Annotated in this window: 15 protein-coding genes and 1 riboswitch; of the genes, 11 read left to right on the top strand and 4 right to left on the bottom strand. The window is 36.1% G+C overall.

Annotated features, from left to right (window positions below; genetic code table 11):
- Nucleotides 1-186 precede the first annotated feature (186 nt).
- From dhbA to M1D66_RS15580, 9 genes are read left to right on the top strand one after another with little or no spacing between them, the layout of a single operon-like run.
- Nucleotides 187-972: a 2,3-dihydro-2,3-dihydroxybenzoate dehydrogenase gene (gene dhbA, locus M1D66_RS15620; RefSeq protein WP_242554600.1), complete on the top strand. Its 786-nt coding sequence runs from the start codon at nt 187-189 to the stop codon at nt 970-972.
- 25 nt (nt 973-997) lie between these two features.
- Nucleotides 998-2,197 carry an isochorismate synthase DhbC gene (dhbC, locus tag M1D66_RS15615; protein ID WP_242554599.1) on the top strand — a complete coding sequence of 400 codons (1,200 nt, stop codon included), beginning with the start codon at nt 998-1,000 and terminating at the stop codon, nt 2,195-2,197.
- Between the two features lie 12 nt (nt 2,198-2,209).
- Nucleotides 2,210-3,826, top strand: coding sequence for a (2,3-dihydroxybenzoyl)adenylate synthase (locus M1D66_RS15610; protein WP_242554598.1), 1,617 nt, complete (start codon nt 2,210-2,212; stop codon nt 3,824-3,826).
- Between the two features lie 24 nt (nt 3,827-3,850).
- Nucleotides 3,851-4,744, top strand: a complete 894-nt coding sequence (locus M1D66_RS15605) for an isochorismatase family protein (RefSeq protein ID WP_001007260.1) — start codon at nt 3,851-3,853, stop codon at nt 4,742-4,744.
- A 33-nt stretch (nt 4,745-4,777) separates the two neighbouring features.
- Nucleotides 4,778-11,935 carry an amino acid adenylation domain-containing protein gene (locus M1D66_RS15600; protein WP_242554597.1) on the top strand — a complete coding sequence of 2,386 codons (7,158 nt, stop codon included), beginning with the start codon at nt 4,778-4,780 and terminating at the stop codon, nt 11,933-11,935.
- On the top strand, nt 11,932-12,156 hold the full coding sequence (locus M1D66_RS15595; protein ID WP_000184059.1) for an MbtH family protein: 225 nt from the start codon (nt 11,932-11,934) through the stop codon (nt 12,154-12,156). Before M1D66_RS15600 ends, M1D66_RS15595 begins: the two co-directional genes overlap by 4 nt.
- Nucleotides 12,156-13,586, top strand: coding sequence for an MDR family MFS transporter (locus M1D66_RS15590; RefSeq protein ID WP_242554596.1), 1,431 nt, complete (start codon nt 12,156-12,158; stop codon nt 13,584-13,586). The genes M1D66_RS15595 and M1D66_RS15590 overlap by 1 nt, the downstream gene beginning before the upstream one ends.
- A 57-nt stretch (nt 13,587-13,643) precedes the next feature.
- Nucleotides 13,644-14,393 carry a 4'-phosphopantetheinyl transferase Sfp gene (gene sfp / locus M1D66_RS15585; protein ID WP_049107705.1) on the top strand — a complete coding sequence of 250 codons (750 nt, stop codon included), beginning with the start codon at nt 13,644-13,646 and terminating at the stop codon, nt 14,391-14,393.
- Between the two features lie 25 nt (nt 14,394-14,418).
- Nucleotides 14,419-14,961, top strand: a complete 543-nt coding sequence (locus tag M1D66_RS15580; protein WP_000959126.1) for a hypothetical protein — start codon at nt 14,419-14,421, stop codon at nt 14,959-14,961.
- Nucleotides 14,962-15,001: 40 nt separating this feature from the next.
- Here the strand turns inward: M1D66_RS15580 and M1D66_RS15575 are convergent, their stop codons facing one another.
- The gene (locus tag M1D66_RS15575; RefSeq protein ID WP_001043905.1) at nt 15,002-15,274 is read right to left on the bottom strand and encodes an HU family DNA-binding protein; all 273 of its coding nucleotides are present in this window, start codon (nt 15,272-15,274) and stop codon (nt 15,002-15,004) included.
- Between the two features lie 204 nt (nt 15,275-15,478).
- Between M1D66_RS15575 and M1D66_RS15570 the strand changes: the two genes are divergently transcribed.
- Together M1D66_RS15570 and M1D66_RS15565 are read left to right on the top strand one after the other, a co-directional pair.
- Complete coding sequence (locus M1D66_RS15570) at nt 15,479-16,246, top strand: DUF3891 family protein (protein ID WP_242554595.1); 768 nt, start codon at nt 15,479-15,481, stop codon at nt 16,244-16,246.
- A gap of 14 nt (nt 16,247-16,260) precedes the next feature.
- Nucleotides 16,261-16,785 carry a DinB family protein gene (locus M1D66_RS15565; protein ID WP_000656271.1) on the top strand — a complete coding sequence of 175 codons (525 nt, stop codon included), beginning with the start codon at nt 16,261-16,263 and terminating at the stop codon, nt 16,783-16,785.
- A 91-nt stretch (nt 16,786-16,876) separates the two neighbouring features.
- Here the strand turns inward: M1D66_RS15565 and M1D66_RS15560 are convergent, their stop codons facing one another.
- The 3 genes from M1D66_RS15560 to M1D66_RS15550 all read right to left on the bottom strand — a co-directional run bounded on the left by M1D66_RS15560 (nt 16,877) and on the right by M1D66_RS15550 (nt 20,681).
- Entirely contained in the window at nt 16,877-18,070 is a 1,194-nt protein-coding gene (locus tag M1D66_RS15560) for a S8 family peptidase (RefSeq protein ID WP_000790938.1), read from the bottom strand.
- Between the two features lie 232 nt (nt 18,071-18,302).
- Entirely contained in the window at nt 18,303-19,670 is a 1,368-nt protein-coding gene (locus tag M1D66_RS15555) for an alanine/glycine:cation symporter family protein (protein WP_000451035.1), read from the bottom strand.
- 106 nt (nt 19,671-19,776) lie between these two features.
- Nucleotides 19,777-19,897, bottom strand: a riboswitch (glycine riboswitch).
- 208 nt (nt 19,898-20,105) lie between these two features.
- Nucleotides 20,106-20,681, bottom strand: coding sequence for a hypothetical protein (locus tag M1D66_RS15550; protein WP_001170892.1), 576 nt, complete (start codon nt 20,679-20,681; stop codon nt 20,106-20,108).
- Nucleotides 20,682-20,782 lie beyond the last annotated feature (101 nt).

Below are 20,782 nucleotides of genomic sequence, written 5' to 3'. Positions count from 1 at the left end.
AAACATTATCATTTCGGTGTAAGATAGTAAATGAAAAACATTATCAATAAAATGGATTTTAAAGTAATGCGCACTTGACCAATTAGTTTAGTAAGTGTATTATTTTTTACAACACAACTGATAATGAAAATCAATATCATTTGTGTCACTTAATGAAATTAATGTTTATGTGAAAGGATAGAGAAAATGAACTTAGGGGAATTTGATGGGCAAACAGTTTTAGTAACAGGTGCAGCACAAGGCATAGGCAGTGTTGTTGCCAAAATGTTTTTAGAAAGAGGAGCCACAGTTATTGCGGTTGATCAAAATGAAGAGGGGTTAAATGTACTCTTAAATCAAAATGAATTAAATAAAACACGTATGAAAACGTTTCGTTTAGATGTGAGTCATAGCGCTGCTGTTGAAGACATGGTAAATCATATTGCAAATGAAATAGCGCCAATAGATATTTTAATAAATGTTGCAGGGGTTTTACGTATGGGACCAATTCATTCGTTAAGTGATGAAGATTGGAATAAAACATTCTCTGTAAATACTACAGGGGTTTTCAATATGTCCCGAGCGGTAAGTAAAAATATGATGTTAAGAAAATCAGGGGCAATTGTTACAGTCGGTTCAAATGCGGCAAATACGCCGAGAATGGAGATGGCTGCGTATGCTGCGTCAAAGGCTGCAGCGACGATGTTTATGAAATGTTTAGGACTAGAGCTTGCGGCATACAATATACGCTGCAACTTAGTTTCTCCAGGTTCTACTGAAACTGAGATGCAAAGATTACTATGGGCTGATGAGAATGGAGCTAAAAATATAATTGCTGGTTCTCAAAATACATATAGACTCGGAATTCCATTACAAAAAATTGCACAACCTTCAGAAGTTGCTGAAGCCGTGTTATTTTTAGCCTCAGATAGAGCAAGTCATATTACAATGCACAATTTATGTGTCGATGGCGGTGCTACGTTAGGAGTTTAATAAAAATTCAGGAGGTTATTATATTATGAATGAACATATAGCTGTAAAGGAATTGTCAGAAAAACTTTTAGAAGATTATAAGACTGAATCTTCATTCTTTTTCGCTTCACCAACTCGAACGATATTAGCAGAAGGAGAGTTTACTACAGTAAAGCATCGTGAAATTGAAAATTTCCCAGAGCTTGTGCAAGCGACATTAAGTAATGCGAAACAAGCTGGAAATCCAAATCCTATCGTTGTGGGTGCTTTGCCATTTGATCGTAGAAAAGAAGTCCAACTTATCGTACCAGAATATAGTAGGATTTCTGAGCGTTTACAATTGGATACAACAAATCAGCTTGAAATAAATGAGAACGTAACATTTGAAATGACGCCAATGCCAGACCCTGAAGTTTATATGAATGGTGTGAAGCAAGGAATTAAAAAAATACAGGACGGTGATTTAAAGAAAATCGTTCTATCCAGATCGTTAGATGTTAAATCTTCCGAAAAGATTGATAAGCAAAAACTTCTGCGAGAATTAGCAGAACATAATAAGCATGGTTATACATTTGCTGTGAATTTACCGAAAGATGAAAAAGAGAACAGTAAGACGCTAATTGGAGCAAGTCCTGAATTACTTGTTTCACGTAATGGTATGCAAGTTATTTCTAATCCGTTAGCTGGTTCAAGGCCACGTAGTGAGGACCCAGTAGAAGATAAAAGAAGAGCAGAGGAATTACTTTCTTCTCCAAAAGATTTACATGAACATGCGGTAGTAGTTGAAGCGGTTGCCGCTGCACTTCGTCCGTATTGTCATACATTACATGTTCCAGAAAAGCCATCAGTTATTCATAGTGAAGCGATGTGGCATTTGTCTACAGAATTGAAAGGTGAACTGAAGGATCCAAATACTTCTTCTTTACAATTAGCAATTGCCCTTCATCCTACGCCAGCAGTTTGCGGAACTCCGATGGAAAAAGCAAGAGAGGCTATACAGCATATTGAGCCATTTGACCGCAAGTTCTTTACAGGAATGCTAGGATGGAGCGATTTAAATGGAGATGGAGAATGGATTGTTACAATTCGTTGTGCTGAAGTACAAGAAAATACACTGCGTTTATATGCAGGAGCTGGAGTTGTTGCTGAGTCAAAACCAGAAGATGAGTTAGCAGAAACATCAGCTAAGTTCCAAACAATGCTAAAAGCTTTAGGGCTAAGAGATAGTTCACTTAATGAAAAATAGGGGGAAGAAAGAATGCTAGTAGGTTATACAGAATGGCCAAAAGAATTTGCCGATCGTTACCGAGAAGAAGGATGTTGGCTTGGTGAAACATTTGGAGGAGTGTTAAGAGAGCGGGCTGAGAAATATGGAGATCAAATCGCGGTTGTAAGTGGTAAGAAGCATATAACATATAGTGAACTTAATAAAAAGGTAGATCGTTTAGCAGCAGGTTTACTGAATTTAGGAATAAAGAAAGAGGACAGAGTTGTAATCCAGTTACCTAACATTATCGAGTTTTTCGAAATATGTTTTGCACTATTTCGAATTGGAGCGCTTCCTGTCTTTGCACTGCCGTCACATCGAAGCAGTGAAATTAGTTATTTTTGTGATTTTGGCGAGGCGAGCGCTTACGTTATTTCAGATAAGGCTCTCGGTTTTGATTATCGAAAACTAGCAAGAGAAGTGAAAGAGAAAGTGCCAACTTTACAACATGTAATTGTAGTGGGAGAAGAAGAAGAGTTTGTGAACATAAATGATCTGTATATGGATCCCGTCTCATTACCAGAAGTTCAGCCAAGTGATGTTGCGTTTCTCCAATTATCAGGAGGCACAACAGGTCTTTCTAAATTAATTCCTAGAACACATGATGACTATATTTATAGTTTACGTGTTAGCGCTGAAATTTGTAATTTGAATGCAGAAAGCGTCTATATGGCAGTTCTTCCAGTAGCACACAATTACCCAATGAGTTCTCCAGGGACATTTGGAACTTTCTATGCGGGTGGAAAAGTGGTATTGGCAACTGGTGGTAGTCCAGATGAGGCCTTTGCTCTTATTGAAAAAGAAAAAGTTACAATTACAGCGCTCGTTCCGCCATTAGCAATGATTTGGCTTGATGCTGCATCTTCTCGTAATGCCGATTTATCGAGCTTAGAGGTTATTCAAGTAGGTGGTGCTAAGTTTAGCGCTGAGGTTGCAAGACGTATACGCCCTACATTTGGATGTACGTTACAGCAAGTATTCGGTATGGCGGAAGGATTAGTGAACTATACAAGATTAGACGATCCGGAAGAAATTATTATTCATACACAAGGTAGACCAATGTCTGCACTCGATGAAGTACGAGTTGTTGATGAAAATGACAACGATGTACAACCGGGCGAAGTAGGTAGTTTATTAACACGAGGTCCATATACAATTCGTGGTTACTATAAAGCCGAAGAGCATAATGCACGATCATTTACAAAGGATGGGTTTTATCGCACAGGTGATCTTGTAAAAGTAAATGAACAAGGATACATCATTGTAGAAGGAAGAGATAAAGATCAAATTAACCGTGGTGGTGAGAAAGTTGCTGCGGAAGAAGTTGAAAATCATCTATTAGCACACGATGCGATTCATGACGTAGCAATCGTATCTATGCCTGACGATTATTTAGGTGAACGCACCTGTGCTTTTGTTATAGTTCGCGGACAAGTTCCGGGAGTAAGTGAATTAAAAATGTTTTTAAGAGAACGTGGTATAGCGGCTTATAAAATTCCAGATCGAATTGAATTTATTGAATCATTCCCGCAAACAGGAGTCGGAAAAGTCAGCAAAAAAGAACTACGTAAAGTCATTGCTGAAAAACTTATTACAGTAAAACAATAATAAAAACCGGAAGGAAGTGATTAGATGGCTATCCCATCTATTTCAGTATATAAAATGCCAATTGAATCAGAACTACCAAAAAATAAAGTGAATTGGACACCAGATCCGAAACGTGCAGTACTTTTAATTCATGACATGCAAGAATACTTTCTTGATGCATATAGCGATAAAGAATCACCAAAAGTAGAACTTATTTCAAATATTAAAATGATAAGAGAAAAATGTAAGGAACTTGGTATACCAGTTGTTTATACAGCACAACCTGGTGGGCAAACGTTAGAACAACGAGGTTTATTACAAGACTTTTGGGGTGACGGTATACCTGCTGGACCAGATAAAAAGAAAATTGTTGATGAACTTACTCCTGATGAGGATGATATATTCCTAACAAAATGGAGATATAGTGCATTTAAAAAGACAAATCTATTAGAAATTTTAAATGAACAAGGAAGAGATCAACTCATTATTTGCGGTATTTATGCGCATATTGGCTGTCTTTTAACAGCTTGTGAAGCATTTATGGATGGTATAGAGCCGTTCTTTGTAGCAGATGCAGTTGCTGATTTTTCACTAGAGCATCATAAACAAGCATTGGAGTATGCATCTAATAGATGTGCAGTAACGACATCAACAAACCTACTGTTAAACGATTTACAAAGTGTAAAAGATGATGAGAGTGAAGGAATCACTATACAGGAAGTGCATGAACTAGTTGCACAACTACTTCGTGAGCCAGTAGAGAGTATTGATATTGATGAGGACTTATTAAATAGAGGGCTTGATTCGGTCAGAATTATGAGTTTAGTAGAGAAGTGGCGTCGTGAAGGGAAAGAAATCACTTTTGCACATTTAGCAGAACGTCCAACTGTTGCAGGTTGGTACAGTTTACTATCTTCACAAACAGCACAGGTGCTGTAACAAATAGACTACATAATAAAGGGGTAGTAAAGAATGCCTAACAGTCAAAAGATTCGTCATTCGTTATCATCTGCGCAGTCTGGTATGTGGTTTGCGCAACAATTAGATCCGCTTAATCCGATATATAATACTGGGGAATATGTAGAAATAAACGGGAATATTCATCAAGACATTTTTGAATTAGCTGTACGTAAAGTTGTAATGGAAGCAGAAGCACTTCACGTTCGCTTCGAAGAGGATGAAATTGGCCCATGGCAAGTTATTGAAGAATCACAGTTTCATATGCATTTTATTGACGTTCGGAAAGAAGAAAACCCTGAAGAAGCTGCTAAAGTATGGATGAAAAATGATTTATCTATGCCAGTCGATTTGAAAAAAGATACTTTATTTACTGAAGCACTTATTCAAGTTGAAAATAATCGTTTCTTTTGGTATCAGCGCATCCATCACATTGTGATGGATGGCTATGGATTTTCACTTCTTAGCCAAAAAGTGGCGAATGAGTATACATCACTTATAGAAGAAACAAACAAGAATGAAAAGCCGTTTGGTTCTCTTACAAAAGTCGTGCAAGAAGATATTGAGTATCGTGAGTCTAAAAAATTTCAGGAAGATCGTACTTTTTGGTTAGAAAAATTTGCGGATGAACCAGAAGTTGTAAGCTTGGCAGAGCGAGCACCGAGAACATCAAATGGATTTTCACGAGAAACAGCTTATTTATCTAGTTCTAGCACGAAAACTTTATTAGAAGATATCAATATTTCGTTAACAAGTTGGCCGGAATTCATTGTCGCTGTAACAAGTATTTATATGCATAAGTTAACAGGTGCAAATGATATTGTTTTAGGTTTACCGATGATGGGACGTCTAGGTTCGGTATCTATTCATACACCAAGTATGGTAATGAATTTAGTGCCACTTCGTATTACAGTAACTCCAAATATAACTCTTGCGGAATTATTGCAGCAAGTTTCTAAAGAAATCCGAGATGTACGTCGCCATTATAAATACCGTCATGAGGAATTAAGAAGAGACTTAAAGTTACTAGGTGAAAATCAAAGGTTGTTTGGACCGTTAGTGAATGTTATGCCTTTCGATTACGGGCTAAATTTTGCTGGAAATCGTGGTATTACGCATAATTTATCAGCAGGACCTGTCGATGATTTATCGATAAATGTATATAAACGTTTTGATCAAAATGAGCTAATGATTCATTTTGATGCAAATCCTGAAGTATATAATGGCGCGGAGCTAGCATTGCATAAAGAAAGATTTATGAGTCTATTTGAATTAGTAGTAAATAATTATGAGAAAAACGAGTCGATTGGAAAAATAAACATTACTCTGCCTGAAGAAAATCATAAAGTTTTATTGGAATGGAATGAAACGAAGGAAGACGATGAGTTAATCAGTCTGCCTATATCATTTGAAAAACAAGTGCAAAAAAATCCCAATAAACTAGCCATTACTTGTGACGGTGTAAACCTTACGTATAAAGAGCTAAATGAACGAGCGAATGAACTAGCACATTATTTAGTAGAAGAAGGAATACGACCAAACCAGTTTGTAGCTTTAGTATTCCCTAGATCAATAGAAATGGTAGTTAGTATGCTAGCAGTCTTAAAGGCTGGTGCAGCGTATTTACCAATAGATCCAGAATACCCAGCAGAAAGAATTAATTATATAGTAAATGATGCAAAACCAGTTTGTATCATAACACATTCATCTGTTTCATCTAAGTTAGTTATAGAAAATGATATGAAAAAAATTGTATTAGATGAAGAAGAAACGAAACTAGCGTTACATACATATTCTCGTATGAATATAGCATGTAAGAATGATGTATCACTTTTAAACCCAGCCTATACAATATATACTTCAGGCTCAACAGGAAACCCAAAAGGTGTAATTATTCCTATGAGAGGTTTAAGTAACTTTTTAATGGCTATGCAACAAAAGTTTTCATTAAATGAAAATGATCATTTATTAGCAGTTACAACGTTTGCGTTTGATATTTCTGCTCTAGAAATTTATTTACCTCTTATTAGTGGTGCAAGTTTAACAATTGCGCAAAAAGAAGACATACAAGAGCCATCAGCATTAACGACACTTTTACAAGAAGAAAGAGTGACCATTATGCAGGCTACACCGACGCTTTGGCAGGCGTTAGTAACTGATTATCCAGAGAAGCTACAAGGGCTAAATATACTAGTTGGTGGTGAAGCTCTTCCAGCGCATTTAGCAAATAAATTAAAAGAATTAGGTTGCTCAATAACTAATTTATATGGACCAACTGAAACGACGATTTGGTCTACTTTTATGAACATTGATGAAGGTGAAAAGGGTATACCTCCTATTGGAAAGCCAATTTGCAATACAGAAGTGTATGTATTGGATGCAGGGTTACAACCAGTTCCACCTGGAGTTATTGGGGAATTATATATTGCAGGGGAGGGACTTGCAAGCGGATATTTAGGAAAACCTGAATTAACAGCTGAACGGTTTATTGCAAATCCTTATGGAGAATCAGGGAAGCGCATGTACCGTACAGGAGATCTTGTGAAATGGCGTAGTGATGGTGCGTTAGAGTACATTAGTCGCGCAGATCATCAAATTAAAATTCGTGGATTCCGAATTGAATTAGCTGAAATTGAAACGGTATTACAACGACATAAAAATATTCAACAAGCGATAGTAATGGTACGAGAAGATCGTCCAAATGATAAGCGCATCATTGCGTATATCGTTGCAGAAGAAAAGGAACCGATTAATCTTTCAGAAATTCGTTCTTATGTTTCAGAAAGTTTAGCGAATTATATGATACCATCAGCATTTGTTGTGCTAGAAGAATTACCATTAACGCCAAATGGTAAGGTGGATAGAAAGAAATTACCTGCTCCTGATTTTAATGGAATGCACAATGAGAGAGTTGCTAGAAATCCGAAAGAAGAAATATTATGTGATTTATTTGCAGAAGTACTTGGTGTTTCTCGAATTAGCATTGATGATAATTTCTTTGAAATGGGTGGACATTCACTTCTCGCATCTCGTTTAATGGCAAGGATTCGTGAAACGTTAAGTGTGGAATTAGGAATCGGGAAACTATTTGAATCACCAACTGTTGCCGAACTGGCGAAACAATTAAACGATGCAAAAAGTGCAAGACCAGCTATTCAGAAAGCAAGTAGGCCAAATGAAGTTCCACTTTCATTTGCACAGCGCAGGTTATGGTTCTTAAATTGTTTAGAAGGTCCAAGTCCTACTTATAATATTCCGCTAGTCATTCGTATGAATGGAATATTGAATCGGGAAGCATTACAAGGTGCTTTTTATGATGTAGTTGAGAAACATGAAACACTTAGAACAATTTTCCCTAACGTATTAGGTAGTTCCTATCAGAGAATTTTAGATATGGAAAACTTAAATCTAGAAATGGTTATAACTAATACATGTAAAGATGAATTAGAAAGTGTACTTTCAGAGGCGGTAAGATATAGCTTTAACCTCGATTTTGAGCCGGCAGTTCGTTTACAACTTTTTACAGTGAGTGAAAACGAACATGTATTATTAATTTTATTACATCATATTGTAGGTGATGGCTGGTCATTACAGCCGTTAACGAGAGATTTTACAGTGGCGTATAAAGCACGATGTCAAGGTGACAGAGTTCAGCTGGAGACACTACCAGTTCAATACGCGGATTATGCACTTTGGCAACAGCAATTGCTAGGTGATGAAACGACACCAGAGAGTCTTATTTCAACACAATTAGATTTTTGGAAAGAAGAACTTAAAGGTTTACCAGACCAAATGGAGTTACCTACAGATTTCCAGCGTCCAATTGAGACGAGTTACCGCGGGGAAACAATTCATTTTCATATAGATGAAGGTATGCATAGTAGGTTAGTAGAGCTTGCACGTAAAAATGGAGTTAGTTTGTTTATGGTATTGCAAGCAGGGCTTAGTGCACTATTTACAAGATTAGGTGCAGGCACTGATATACCAATTGGAAGTCCGATTGCTGGAAGAAATGATGATGTACTTTCAGATATTGTTGGTTTATTTGTAAATACATTAGTGTTACGTACAAATACGTCAGGAGATCCAAGTTTTAAAGAATTATTAAATAGAGTGAAGCAGGTAAATCTTGCAGCTTATGAAAATCAAGATGTTCCATTTGAAAGGCTTGTTGAAGTGTTAAATCCAGTACGTACTCGAAACAGCCACCCGTTGTTTCAAGTTATGTTAGCTTTTCAAAATACACCAGAAGCAACGTTTCATGTACCAGGTTTAGAAGCGAGCCTTGAAATTCAAAGCGTCGGTTCTGCAAAATTTGATTTAACATTTGAAATTAGTGAGAGTAACGGGGTTGATGGTACTCCGAACGGTTTACATGGATTACTAGAGTTTAGTACCGATTTATATAAACGTGAAACGGTTCAAAAACTAATAGAACGATTCATTTTGTTATTAGATGATGCAGCTACAAATCCGGATCAATCAATTGGCAGATTAGAAATATTAACTGTAGCAGAGAAAAATACAGTGTTAGAAAAGTGGAATGGTGGTTTTCAAATTGCACCAGAAATGACATTGCCACAATTGTTTGAAAAGCAGGTTTATATAAATCCAAATTCTATTGCTGTTGTCTTTGAAGATAAGAAATTAACTTATGAAGAGTTAAATAGAAAAGCAAATAAAATAGCTCGATTCCTAATAGCAAAAGGGATTGGTCCTGATCAACTCGTTGCTTTAGCGATGCCAAGATCATTAAACATGGTTGTAAGCTTATTAGCTGTTCTTAAAGCTGGTGCTGGATACCTTCCGTTAGATCCAGATTACCCAGCAGACCGTATTTCATTTATGCTACACGATGCGAAACCAACATGTGTTTTAACGAATTCAGAAGTGGAAATTGAATGTGATGAGGCACTAAAAGTTTTAGTTGATGATGTAAAAGTAATAGCAGAAGTTGAGAAATATAGTGAAGAAAATATTGATGAGGTGGAACGCATTAAGCCATTATCTCCATCACATATTGCTTACGTTATTTATACGTCAGGCTCAACGGGTAGACCGAAAGGCGTTATGATACCTCATCAAAATGTAGTAAGACTTTTAGGAGCAACTGATCATTGGTTCCAGTTTGACGGAAACGATGTTTGGACGATGTTCCATTCATACGCTTTTGATTTCTCGGTTTGGGAAATTTGGGGACCTTTATTATACGGAGGGCGTTTAGTTGTAGTGCCACATACTGTAAGTCGCTCACCGAAAGAATTTTTACAGCTTCTTGTTAAAGAAAAGGTTACGGTTTTAAACCAAACTCCATCAGCGTTCTATCAATTGATGCAAGCAGATCGTGAAAATGAAGAGATTGGCCAAAAATTATCTTTACGATATGTTGTTTTTGGAGGAGAAGCACTTGAGCTAAGTCGCTTAGAAGATTGGTATAGTCGACATCCTCATAACGCACCAAAGCTTATTAATATGTACGGTATTACGGAGACGACAGTACATGTTAGTTATATTGAATTAGATGAAACTATCGTCTCTTTACGAGCAAATAGTTTAATTGGGTGCAGTATACCTGACCTTAAAGTGTATGTGTTAGACAACTATTTACAACCAGTGCCACCTGGAGTAGTTGGAGAAATGTATGTTGCAGGTGCAGGGCTTGCGCGTGGATATTTAGGAAGAGCAGGATTAACGGCTGAACGCTTTATCGCAGATCCATTTGGAAAGCCAGGTACAAGAATGTATCGTACAGGAGACTTAGCTCGCTGGCGTAAAGATGGGACGCTAGATTATATAGGACGTGCAGATCATCAAATCAAAATTCGTGGGTTCCGAATTGAATTAGGAGAAATAGAAGCAGTCATAATGAAGCACCCTAAAGTTGAGCAAGTAGCCGTTATTGTACGGGAAGATCAACCAGGGGATAAACGGTTAGTTTCTTATATCGTTGCATCAAATAATGAAGCGATTGATACGAATGAAATGCGTCAGTTTGCTAGTGGTAGTTTACCAGATTATATGGTTCCATACGCTTTTGTAGTAGTAAATGAGTTACCTTTAACTCCAAACGGTAAATTAGATAGAAAGGCATTGCCAGCTCCAGAATTTATCGCATCATCTTCTAGTCGTGGTCCAAGAACACCGCAAGAAGAAATGTTATGTGACTTGTTTACAGAAGTGCTAAGTGTACCTCAAATTGGAATTGATGACGGATTCTTTGATCTTGGTGGTCATTCACTCCTTGCAGTGCAGCTTATGAGCCGCATGAAAGAGGCGCTTGGAGTGGAACTAAACATTGGTACTTTATTTGCAGCACCGACTGTTGCAGGATTAGCTGAAAGACTTGAGATGGGGAATGGTCAAAGTGCACTTGATGTGTTGCTTCCATTACGAGCAAGCGGGGATCAATTACCACTATTTTGTGTACATCCAGCAGGTGGATTAAGTTGGTGCTATGCAGGACTTATGAAATCTTTAGGAACAGATTATCCAATCTATGGTGTACAAGCACGTGGTATTGCTAAAAATGAAGAACTTCCAAAAAGTTTAGAGGAGATGGCGGCGGATTACTTGAAACACGTTCGTGAAGTACAGCCTCATGGACCATATCGTTTATTAGGTTGGTCGCTTGGAGGAAATGTTGTGCATGCAATGGCGGCGCAACTACAAAATGAAGGGGAAGAAGTAGAATTACTCGTTATGCTTGATTCTTATCCTGGACACTTCTTACCAAATACGGAAGCGCCTACTGAAGAGGAAGCGTTAATTGCATTACTTGCTTTAGGCGGATATGACCCAGATAACATGGATGGTAAACCACTTACAATGGAAAGTGCAGTTGAAATCCTTCGTAAAGATGGAAGTGCATTAGCAAGTCTTGAAGAAGAGACTATATTGAACTTGAAAGAAACATATGTAAATTCAGTAGGGTTGTTAGGGAAATATGTACCGAAAGTTTATAACGGAGATATCTTATTCTTTAGATCTACTGTTATACCAGACTGGTTTGATCCTATTTCTCCAAATACGTGGCTAAATTATTTAGACGGGCAAATTGTGCAGCACGATATTGATTGTAGACATAAAGATCTATGTCAGCCAGGTCCACTTACGGAAATTGGGCAAGTATTAGCGAAATATTTGCAGAATAAGAAAGGGGTAAGTAGAGTATGACGAATCCATTTGAAAATGATAATTACACATATAAAGTATTAATAAATGAGGAGGGCCAGTATTCTCTCTGGCCTGCTTTTCTCGATGTACCTATTGGCTGGAATGTCGTATATGAAGAAGCTAGTAGGCAGAGCTGCTTAGAATATGTTGAATATAACTGGAAAGATTTGAATCCACAAGGTAATCAAGTTCGCGAAAAAACATTAGTAGGAAAACGATAATGAAAGAAAAACTAAATCCAAAAGTAGTTGTAAGTATCGTTTATATAACTGCGATGTTTATGGCTGCGATGGACGCAACGATTGTAAATGTAGCACTGCAAACGATAAGTAGAGAACTACAAGTACCTGCATCTGCAATGGGGACGGTGAATGTTGGGTATTTAGTTAGTTTAGCTGTTTTCCTTCCGATTTCTGGTTGGTTAGGAGATCGTTTTGGTACGAAAAGAGTATTTTTAATTGCTCTTTTCGTATTTACAATTGCCTCTGCTTTATGCGGAATGGCTAACGATATTACTTCATTGAATATTTTCCGTATCATTCAAGGTGCTGGTGGAGGGCTTTTAACACCGGTCGGAATGGCGATGTTATTCCGAACATTTTCAGCAGAGGAAAGACCGAAGATTTCCCGGTTCATTGTACTGCCAATTGCTGTAGCACCAGCAGTTGGTCCTATCATCGGTGGTTTCTTTGTAGATCAAATGTCTTGGCGTTGGGTATTTTATATTAATCTACCGTTTGGAATCGTTGCATTGCTCTTTGGACTTCTATTTTTAGCAGAGCATGTTGAAAAATCAGCTGGTCGCTTTGATTCGCTCGGCTTTATTTTATCAGCACCAGGATTTGCGATGCTCATATATGCACTAAGCCAGGGACCGTCAAAAGGATGGATTTCTCCAGAAATTATGAGTACCGGGGTAGCTGGGGTTGTATTCATTACGTTGTTTATAATCGTAGAACTGAAAGTAAAGCAACCGATGTTAGATTTACGCTTATTAAAAGAACCAGTCTTTAGAAAGATGAGCCTTATATCATTATTTTCATCAGCCGGTTTATTAGGAATGTTATTTGTTTTTCCACTTATGTATCAAAATGTGATAGGAGTTTCCGCGCTAGAATCAGGACTTACGACATTTCCAGAGGCGATTGGATTAATGATTTCTTCACAAATTGTGCCATGGTCATATAAGAAATTAGGAGCTCGAAAGGTAATTTCTATTGGATTAATATGTACGGCGGTTATATTTGTTTTATTGAGTTTTGTAAATCACGATACGAATCCGTGGCAAATCCGCGCATTATTGTTTGGTATCGGTATTTTCTTAGGTCAATCTGTCGGTGCGGTTCAATTTTCTGCCTTTAACAATATCACGCCGCCTTCTATGGGGAGAGCTACTACTATATTCAATGTGCAAAATCGACTAGGTTCAGCAATAGGAGTAGCTGTTTTAGCTAGTATACTAGCTGGTTTTGGAGGTAATAACGTTCAATCCGATTTTTTACCATATCAAGCAGCACTAATTGGATCAGCAATATTTTTGCTCATAGCACTACTATTTTCTTTACGTATTTCTGATAAAGAGGTAATGTCAAAGAAGAAAGAAAAAACATTATCTGTATCAGAAAAAGAGAAAGTACTTGTCAATGAATAAGAATATACGCATGCTTTCTTATGAAAATTGATATTCGTTGAATAAAGGAGAGTTTACATGATAGAAAGTAAAGTTGTAGATTCTATTCCAACTTTGAATGAGAATGATTGTCAAATATGGTGGGCAAGAATTTCGGATTTACAATCATGGCATTACAATTTACTAAATGATATAGAGCGAGAGAAAGCAAATTCGTATCATCATTCGGCAGATCGAGCTCGTTTTATAATAGGTTGCGTAGTAAGTAGATTAGTTCTCGGTAAGATACTTTCTATGTCACCAGTCCAAGTACCAATTGATCGAATGTGCTCAGTATGTAAATTGCAGCATGGAAGACCACAATTACCAGAAGGTATGCCGCAATTATCCGTTTCGCATTCAGGTGAGTGGGTTGTCGTTGCTTTTACAAAATCTGCACCTGTTGGCATAGATGTAGAACAAATGAATCCAAATGTAGATGTTATGAAAATGGCAGAAGGTGTATTAACAGACATTGAAATAGCGCAAGTTATGAAACTGCCAAATGAACAGAAAATAGAAGGTTTTTTAACATATTGGACTCGAAAAGAAGCGGTGCTGAAAGCGACAGGTGAAGGACTAATGATTCCACCAGTACATATTACAGTATCAGCTCCAAATGACCCTCCAAACTTGTTGGTTTTTAAGGATAGACAAGAGTTAGCAAGTAATACAATGATGGAAGATGTAAGGCCTAGTTTAGATTATAGGGCTTCTGTTGCAATATTCAGTAAGGAAGTGACTGAAATTACGCAATTAGACGCGGTAGCACTTTTAAATCTTAAATAAAAAAATTACAGAAGAGGTGTTCCTCATGTTAGTAGCGGAAAATAGAAAGAATGAATTCACTTATAATGTACAAGCAATTAAAAATATTTTATTTTCTGGAGATACATCATCCATTCATGCTTTAGAAAAGCTTTTAAATGATACAGTTCAGTTTGATGTTCTTGAACAAGAGGCACTTGGTAGACAGTACATTCCGAAAGAAGCAAAGAATTTCTTTGATAAAGATGGAACATTTCTTTACCGTGTATCTAATGTTAGTTATAAAGGAAAGGTGTTATCTGAAAATCTAATTTTTGCAGACACTTCGTTTTTACCGGACGCAATAAAGAGTGAATTAGAGAGTGGAAATATTCCTGTTGAAAAGCTCATAGAAAAGATGGAAGTAAGAAGAAACGTATTATATGAAGGATATCAGCCATCTGGAAATATTATTGAATTGTTTGATGGATGTTCTGTTACAGCGAATGTGTATCCGACTAGAAAGTATCAAATTGTAAGTAACTGCAAATGTGTATTTTATATTTGTGAAGTGTATCATGCAGAGAATATAAAGCAATTGCTTAAATAAAAACAAGAAACCAGCCTATAAAATGGCTGGTTTCTTGTTTTTATTTAACAGCTTCTTTTAATTCTTTACCCGCTTTAAATGCAGGAACTTTACCAGCGGCGATTTGAATTTCTTCGCCAGTTTGCGGATTACGTCCTGTACGAGCAGATCTTTCGCGTACTTCAAAAGTTCCAAACCCGATTAGTTGAACTTTATCTCCAGATTGTAATGCATTAGCAATTGTGTCAAATACGGATTGTACAGCTGCAGAAGCGTCCTTTTGAGAAATATCAGCTGATTGAGCTACGTTTTTAATTAATTCTGTTTTGTTCATGTTTTCACCTCATAAAAAAATTTTTGGAATGAATGTTTTAGTATAATAGATAGTAAAGATAAAGCTATCACTATGATTAGAAAGAATACTATATAATTATGTTAATTTCGTTGCAAGAGACTGAATCCCTTCTATTATTTAGGGATTAATTAAGAATCGATGCATATAAAAAGCTTTAATATGAGGATGAGGGGGAGTATACGAATGATTTTTCGTGAAAAAAATGAGAAGGAAAGTATTTTAATTCGTCAACATGATCATGGTTTTTTAGCTGGAGAGATTGCAAAGCATATAAAAGAAGACTTTTTTGAAGATAAAACATATTTAAAAGAAACAGTTGATGCAATATATGAGCATGACAGAGGATGGATAGAGCTTGATAAAGTACCAATTTTGAATGATGCTAAAAATATTCCATATACATTTATGGATTGTCCAAGCCCATTACGTTTTGTTTTTTATACGATTGGATTGAATGAAATTGAAAATTCTAATCCATACGGGGCATTGCTTTGTAGTCAACATTTTTTATCATTTCCACTAAACGAGGAAGATGAAGAGATGATGTCATTTTATAAACATGAATTAGAACGACAAAAAAGAATTTTGAAAACGTTAACAAAGGAACAGTTTGCGATGTTTGATAAGCATTATAGATTATTAAAGTTTTGTGATGAACTTTCTTTATACGTATGTATGAATAAGCCTGGTGTCAAAAAGAAAGATGAAATTGACTTATTTAAAGATGGTTTTGAAGGAACAGAAATGTTTAATAGTAAAGAGGAGAAACTTATTCAAGCTGAATGGGTGGACGAGGAAACAATTCGGATTACACCATTTCCATTTCAAACGGAATTTTATACGTATGTAAAATATAAAACGATAAATAAGCATGAAATGAAAGAAAAAGGGATTGCAAAGGCTGATAGAGAATCAGAAATGAAGAAACAAACCATTCGTTTCATACAATAAGGAGGTAATATAAATTGAAAGATTATATATTAAAACAGTGTGATTACCATGCTTGGGCTAATACTAGATTATTCAATCGATTAAAAGAGTTACCAAACTATGAGACAATTTTTAATGAGCAGATACAGAGTGTATTCCCATCCATTAAGGATACTTTTGTGCATATTTATATTACAGATCAAGTGTGGTTACATATATTGCATGGTAAAAGTATGAATGAAGCAATACAAGACCGAGAAGAGTTACGAAAACAAATTGAAACTAAATCGTTACATGAATTAGAAAAAATGTTTGAAAACATGGCAAATCAATATAAAGAGTTTTTAATTACAATACAAGATGTGAATGCTGTATTTGTTATTGAGAATCCATACGTAGGGAAATTAGAAACTTCGATTTTAGAATTAGTGCAACATGTCGTAAATCATGGTACATATCATAGAGGAAATATAACAGCGATGATCCGTCAACTTGGTCATTCGTCGACAATGATGGATTTTGTACTGTATTTACATATGGTTAAAAAGCAGGGAGAGTAATATAGTTTGTAAGAAGGAGAGGCTTTAATTATAGAAGTCTCTCCTTCTATTTTATTCCGCATTCATGGTAGATCGACTGATTAAAGTTTTCTTAAGAAGCTTTATTTTCTTGTAATTGCTTAGCGTATTGTACAGCCTTATATGCATTGACTCTACCGTTTTTCCAGTACGTACCTGTACCACTAATTTTATCAGAAGTTGACTCAATAATTTGGCGAATTTGTGTATTACTATATCCTTGATTTGCTAAAAGAGCAGCGACTCCTGCAACATGAGGTGTTGCCATAGATGTACCACTTAATGATTGATATGTGCTTCCTTTATATGTTGAATATATATTTGAACCTGGTGCTGCAACATCTACCCAGCTACCATAAGTAGAGAATGAAGATTTTCTATCTGATTGATCTGTAGAACCAACTGCAATTACTTCGCTGTAATAAGCAGGGTAATTAGCTTTTGTATTTCCAGCATTTCCAGCAGCTGCAACTATAACAGAGCCTTTATTCCATGCATATTGAACGGCTTGTTGTAATGCAGTACCACCATTTGGAGCTCCTAAACTTAAACTAATTACTTTTGCACCCGAATCAGCAGCTTCTCGAATACCTTGCGCTACAGCATCAAGAGTACCACTTCCTTGATTATCTAATACGCGGACAGCATAAATTGAAGTTTGTGGGGCAACACCAGCAATTCCGACGCTGTTATTCGTAAGTGCTCCAGTAATTCCAGCGCAATGTGTACCATGACCATTACCATCATCAGATGTATTGTCGTTATCAACATAATCATGCCCGTAAATTACTTTCGAAGCCAGATCAGGGTGTGAGCCTTGAACTCCTGTGTCAATAATAGCTACTTTTACACCAGGATCACTTCGTTGGCTATCCCAAGCTTGTGGAGCTTGAATCTTTTGTAATCCATATTGATTATTAAAATATGGGTCGTTTGGAGTCCAAAAGGCGTGAACGTAATAATTCGGTTCTGCATATTCCACATCTGGATTATTTTTATAACTCTTTATTTTTTCTTTTACAGTACCTTTTGAAAATTGTACGACTTCAAAACCTAACTTATCATCTTTAGATAAGACATTAGCTCCGACAGATTTATGAAAAGATTGCACATTACTTAAAGATGCATTTTGTTTGAACTTAACGATTAATTGGTTAGGAACGTAATCAGTAGATGATGTTTCAGCACTTGAAGTATTCGTGTTAAAGAAGAAACCACCAATAATAAATGATAAAACAGATAGGAAAACAATGATTTTGTTTTTCAAAAGATTTTTCCTCCCTTTTCTTGGATGAGTTTTTCAGCGACACTTTAATGTCGCATTCCTTTTCAACTATATAGTTAGACCATACGATTTATGACATTTATGTGAAAAACTTTTGGAGGAATAAAAAGGAGTAAATATTGATATAAATATATTTTTAATGATAGTAATTGAGTAAAAGAGGGGATGAAAAAAGGAATGCTCATCATGTATGAGTCATTCCTTTTTTCATAGATTAACTTGCCTGTTTTTTATTATTTTCTTTCAATTTCTCTGCTTGTAAAAAACGATTCGTTTCAGCAACAACAATACTACTTAATCCAATTAGACCAATCAAGTTTGGAATTGCCATAAGTCCATTTGCAATATCAGCAAATGTCCATACGATTCCTAGCTTTAAATTAGCACCAATTGCAATCATGACAATAAAGATTGCTTTATAATATTTAACTGCACTTTCTCCGAATAAATAAGCTACACATTTTTCTCCATAATACGACCAACCTAAAATAGTAGAGTAGGCAAATAAAATAATTGCGATACCGAGAATCATACTACCAGCAGTACCAAATACAGATTGGAATGCAAGTGTTGTAGCTTCAACGCCAGTTTTACCAGATTTCCAAGCGCCTGTAGTGATTAATACTAGTCCTGTAATTGTACATACAATAAACGTATCTAGAAAAGTACCAGTCATTGAAACTAAAGCTTGCTTTGCAGGCGAATCAGTTTTTGCAGCCGCAGCAGCAATTGGTGCACTCCCTAAACCAGCTTCGTTCGCAAATACACCACGCGCCATTCCGATTTGGATAGCTGATGCAACTGTTGCCCCGATAAAACCACCAGCAGCTGCTGTACCATTAAATGCACCAGAAAAAATAAGTGAAAATGCTTCTGGAATTTGGTCGTAGTGATAGAAAATAATGATAAGACCAGCAATTATATAAAAGAAAGCTTTAATAGGAACGACATATCCCGTCACTTTCCCGATTTTTTTTACACCGCCTAAAATAACAATTGCGATTAAAAATGACATTACTATACCAGTTAAAGCAGGAGGGAAAGAGAAATTAATTCGCATTGCCTCTGCAACTGAATTAGATTGCACCATATTACCAATACCGAAAGAAGCAGTTGTACCAAATATAGCGAATAATATAGCAAGCCATTTCTTACCTAAACCACGCTCTAAATAATACATTGGTCCACCTGAATATTCACCATTTTCATTACTAACACGGTATTTCACTGCAAGTATTGCCTCTGCATACTTTGTTGCCATACCGAATAAAGCGGTAATCCACATCCAAAATATTGCACCAGGACCACCAATTGTAACAGCTGTTGCAACACCGGCTATATTTCCCATACCAATCGTTGCGGCCATAGCTGTCATAAGTGCTTGGAAGTGACTAATATCTCCAGAAGAAGAGGCATCTTCTGATTTTTTAAATGCTAGTTTGTGAGCGTATAATAGTTTACTAAACTGTAAACCTTTTAAACGCACTGTGAGAATGATACCTGTTCCAACGAGTAGCAACAAAGTTGGTAATCCCCACACGTATTGATTTAGTTGTTCTAATACTTTACTTACTGTCTCCATCTTTATTCTCCTTTTTTAGAAAAAATAAAAACCACTTCAAGTAAATGAAATGGTCTCTGGAGAAACAAGGGATAGAAAAATAAACCGATACAATCGGCTTTTTCTTTCGCTTGTCTCTGTCCTTTTACCTGAGAGATTATCCGCTAAAGTAGCGGATTTGCTCCTTCGGTGCTCGTTTTCCTCCGCGCTCTATGAAAGCGAGAGGGAGTCTCTCCAGAGATTCGTCCCCATGCAGTTCTACTTGTAACCAAGACCTGAGAGTTTCAAAGTTGGTATAACAACTTTTTGCCCCGTCGGTAGATCAATAGACCTTCTCCTGAATGGTTCATCCGAATTATAAAATTTATAAACACATTGATTGTAAATCAATAAAAACATTATAGACATACAAATTGTGAATTGCAATCATTTTTTATTTTAAAATAGTAAATAGTTTTATTTTTTTGTAAGTCCTAATTTATCTTCAACTTCATTTAAAGTAGATAAAGCGATGACAATATGTTGATCCGCAAGTCCTAAAGCTTGTTTTGTTTTTTCAATAGTTTCATTGGTTGGAGTAGAGTTATTTGCTCCGTCTATAATTAAATTTGCTGCATTTTTCATGAAATTTGATGCGGATTTAAACTGAGTTGTGAATTGAAGTAGTTGTTTTTGTATATCTATATCTGTTATGTTTTCTTCAATTTTAAGCGTGTCTATTTCGTTCATAATTGTTTCGTACTGTTTGGAAACAGCACTCATTGTAACTAATAGTTTATTTCGATCTACTGAATCTCCATTCGTGTTAATCTCTTCCCAGGCAGGTAACCAATCTTTTTCGATGATGTCATTATAATGAGTAGTCAATTCATTAATTTTAGGTTGTAATTTCGTTTTGAAAGTTTTTGTCTCCGCTGTTTCTACAGTTGCTTTTTCGCTGTTATTATTAACATTAGTAACGTAGAAAATTGTACCAAAAATGATGAAAATAGAAATAACAACTGTCCATTTAGTAAAAAGTAATTTCTGCAATATGTAACGCCTCCAAAATTTAAAAACTTATAATTATAATATATAACAATAATGTTGTTTAAAGTAGAGAAAATAGGTTAGAAATAATTTAAATTATGTCT

The sequence above is a fragment of the Bacillus sp. PK6-16 genome (assembly GCF_056530295.1).
Note: the sequence above shows the minus strand (reverse complement) of the source record. Positions and strands in the feature narration are given on the sequence as shown.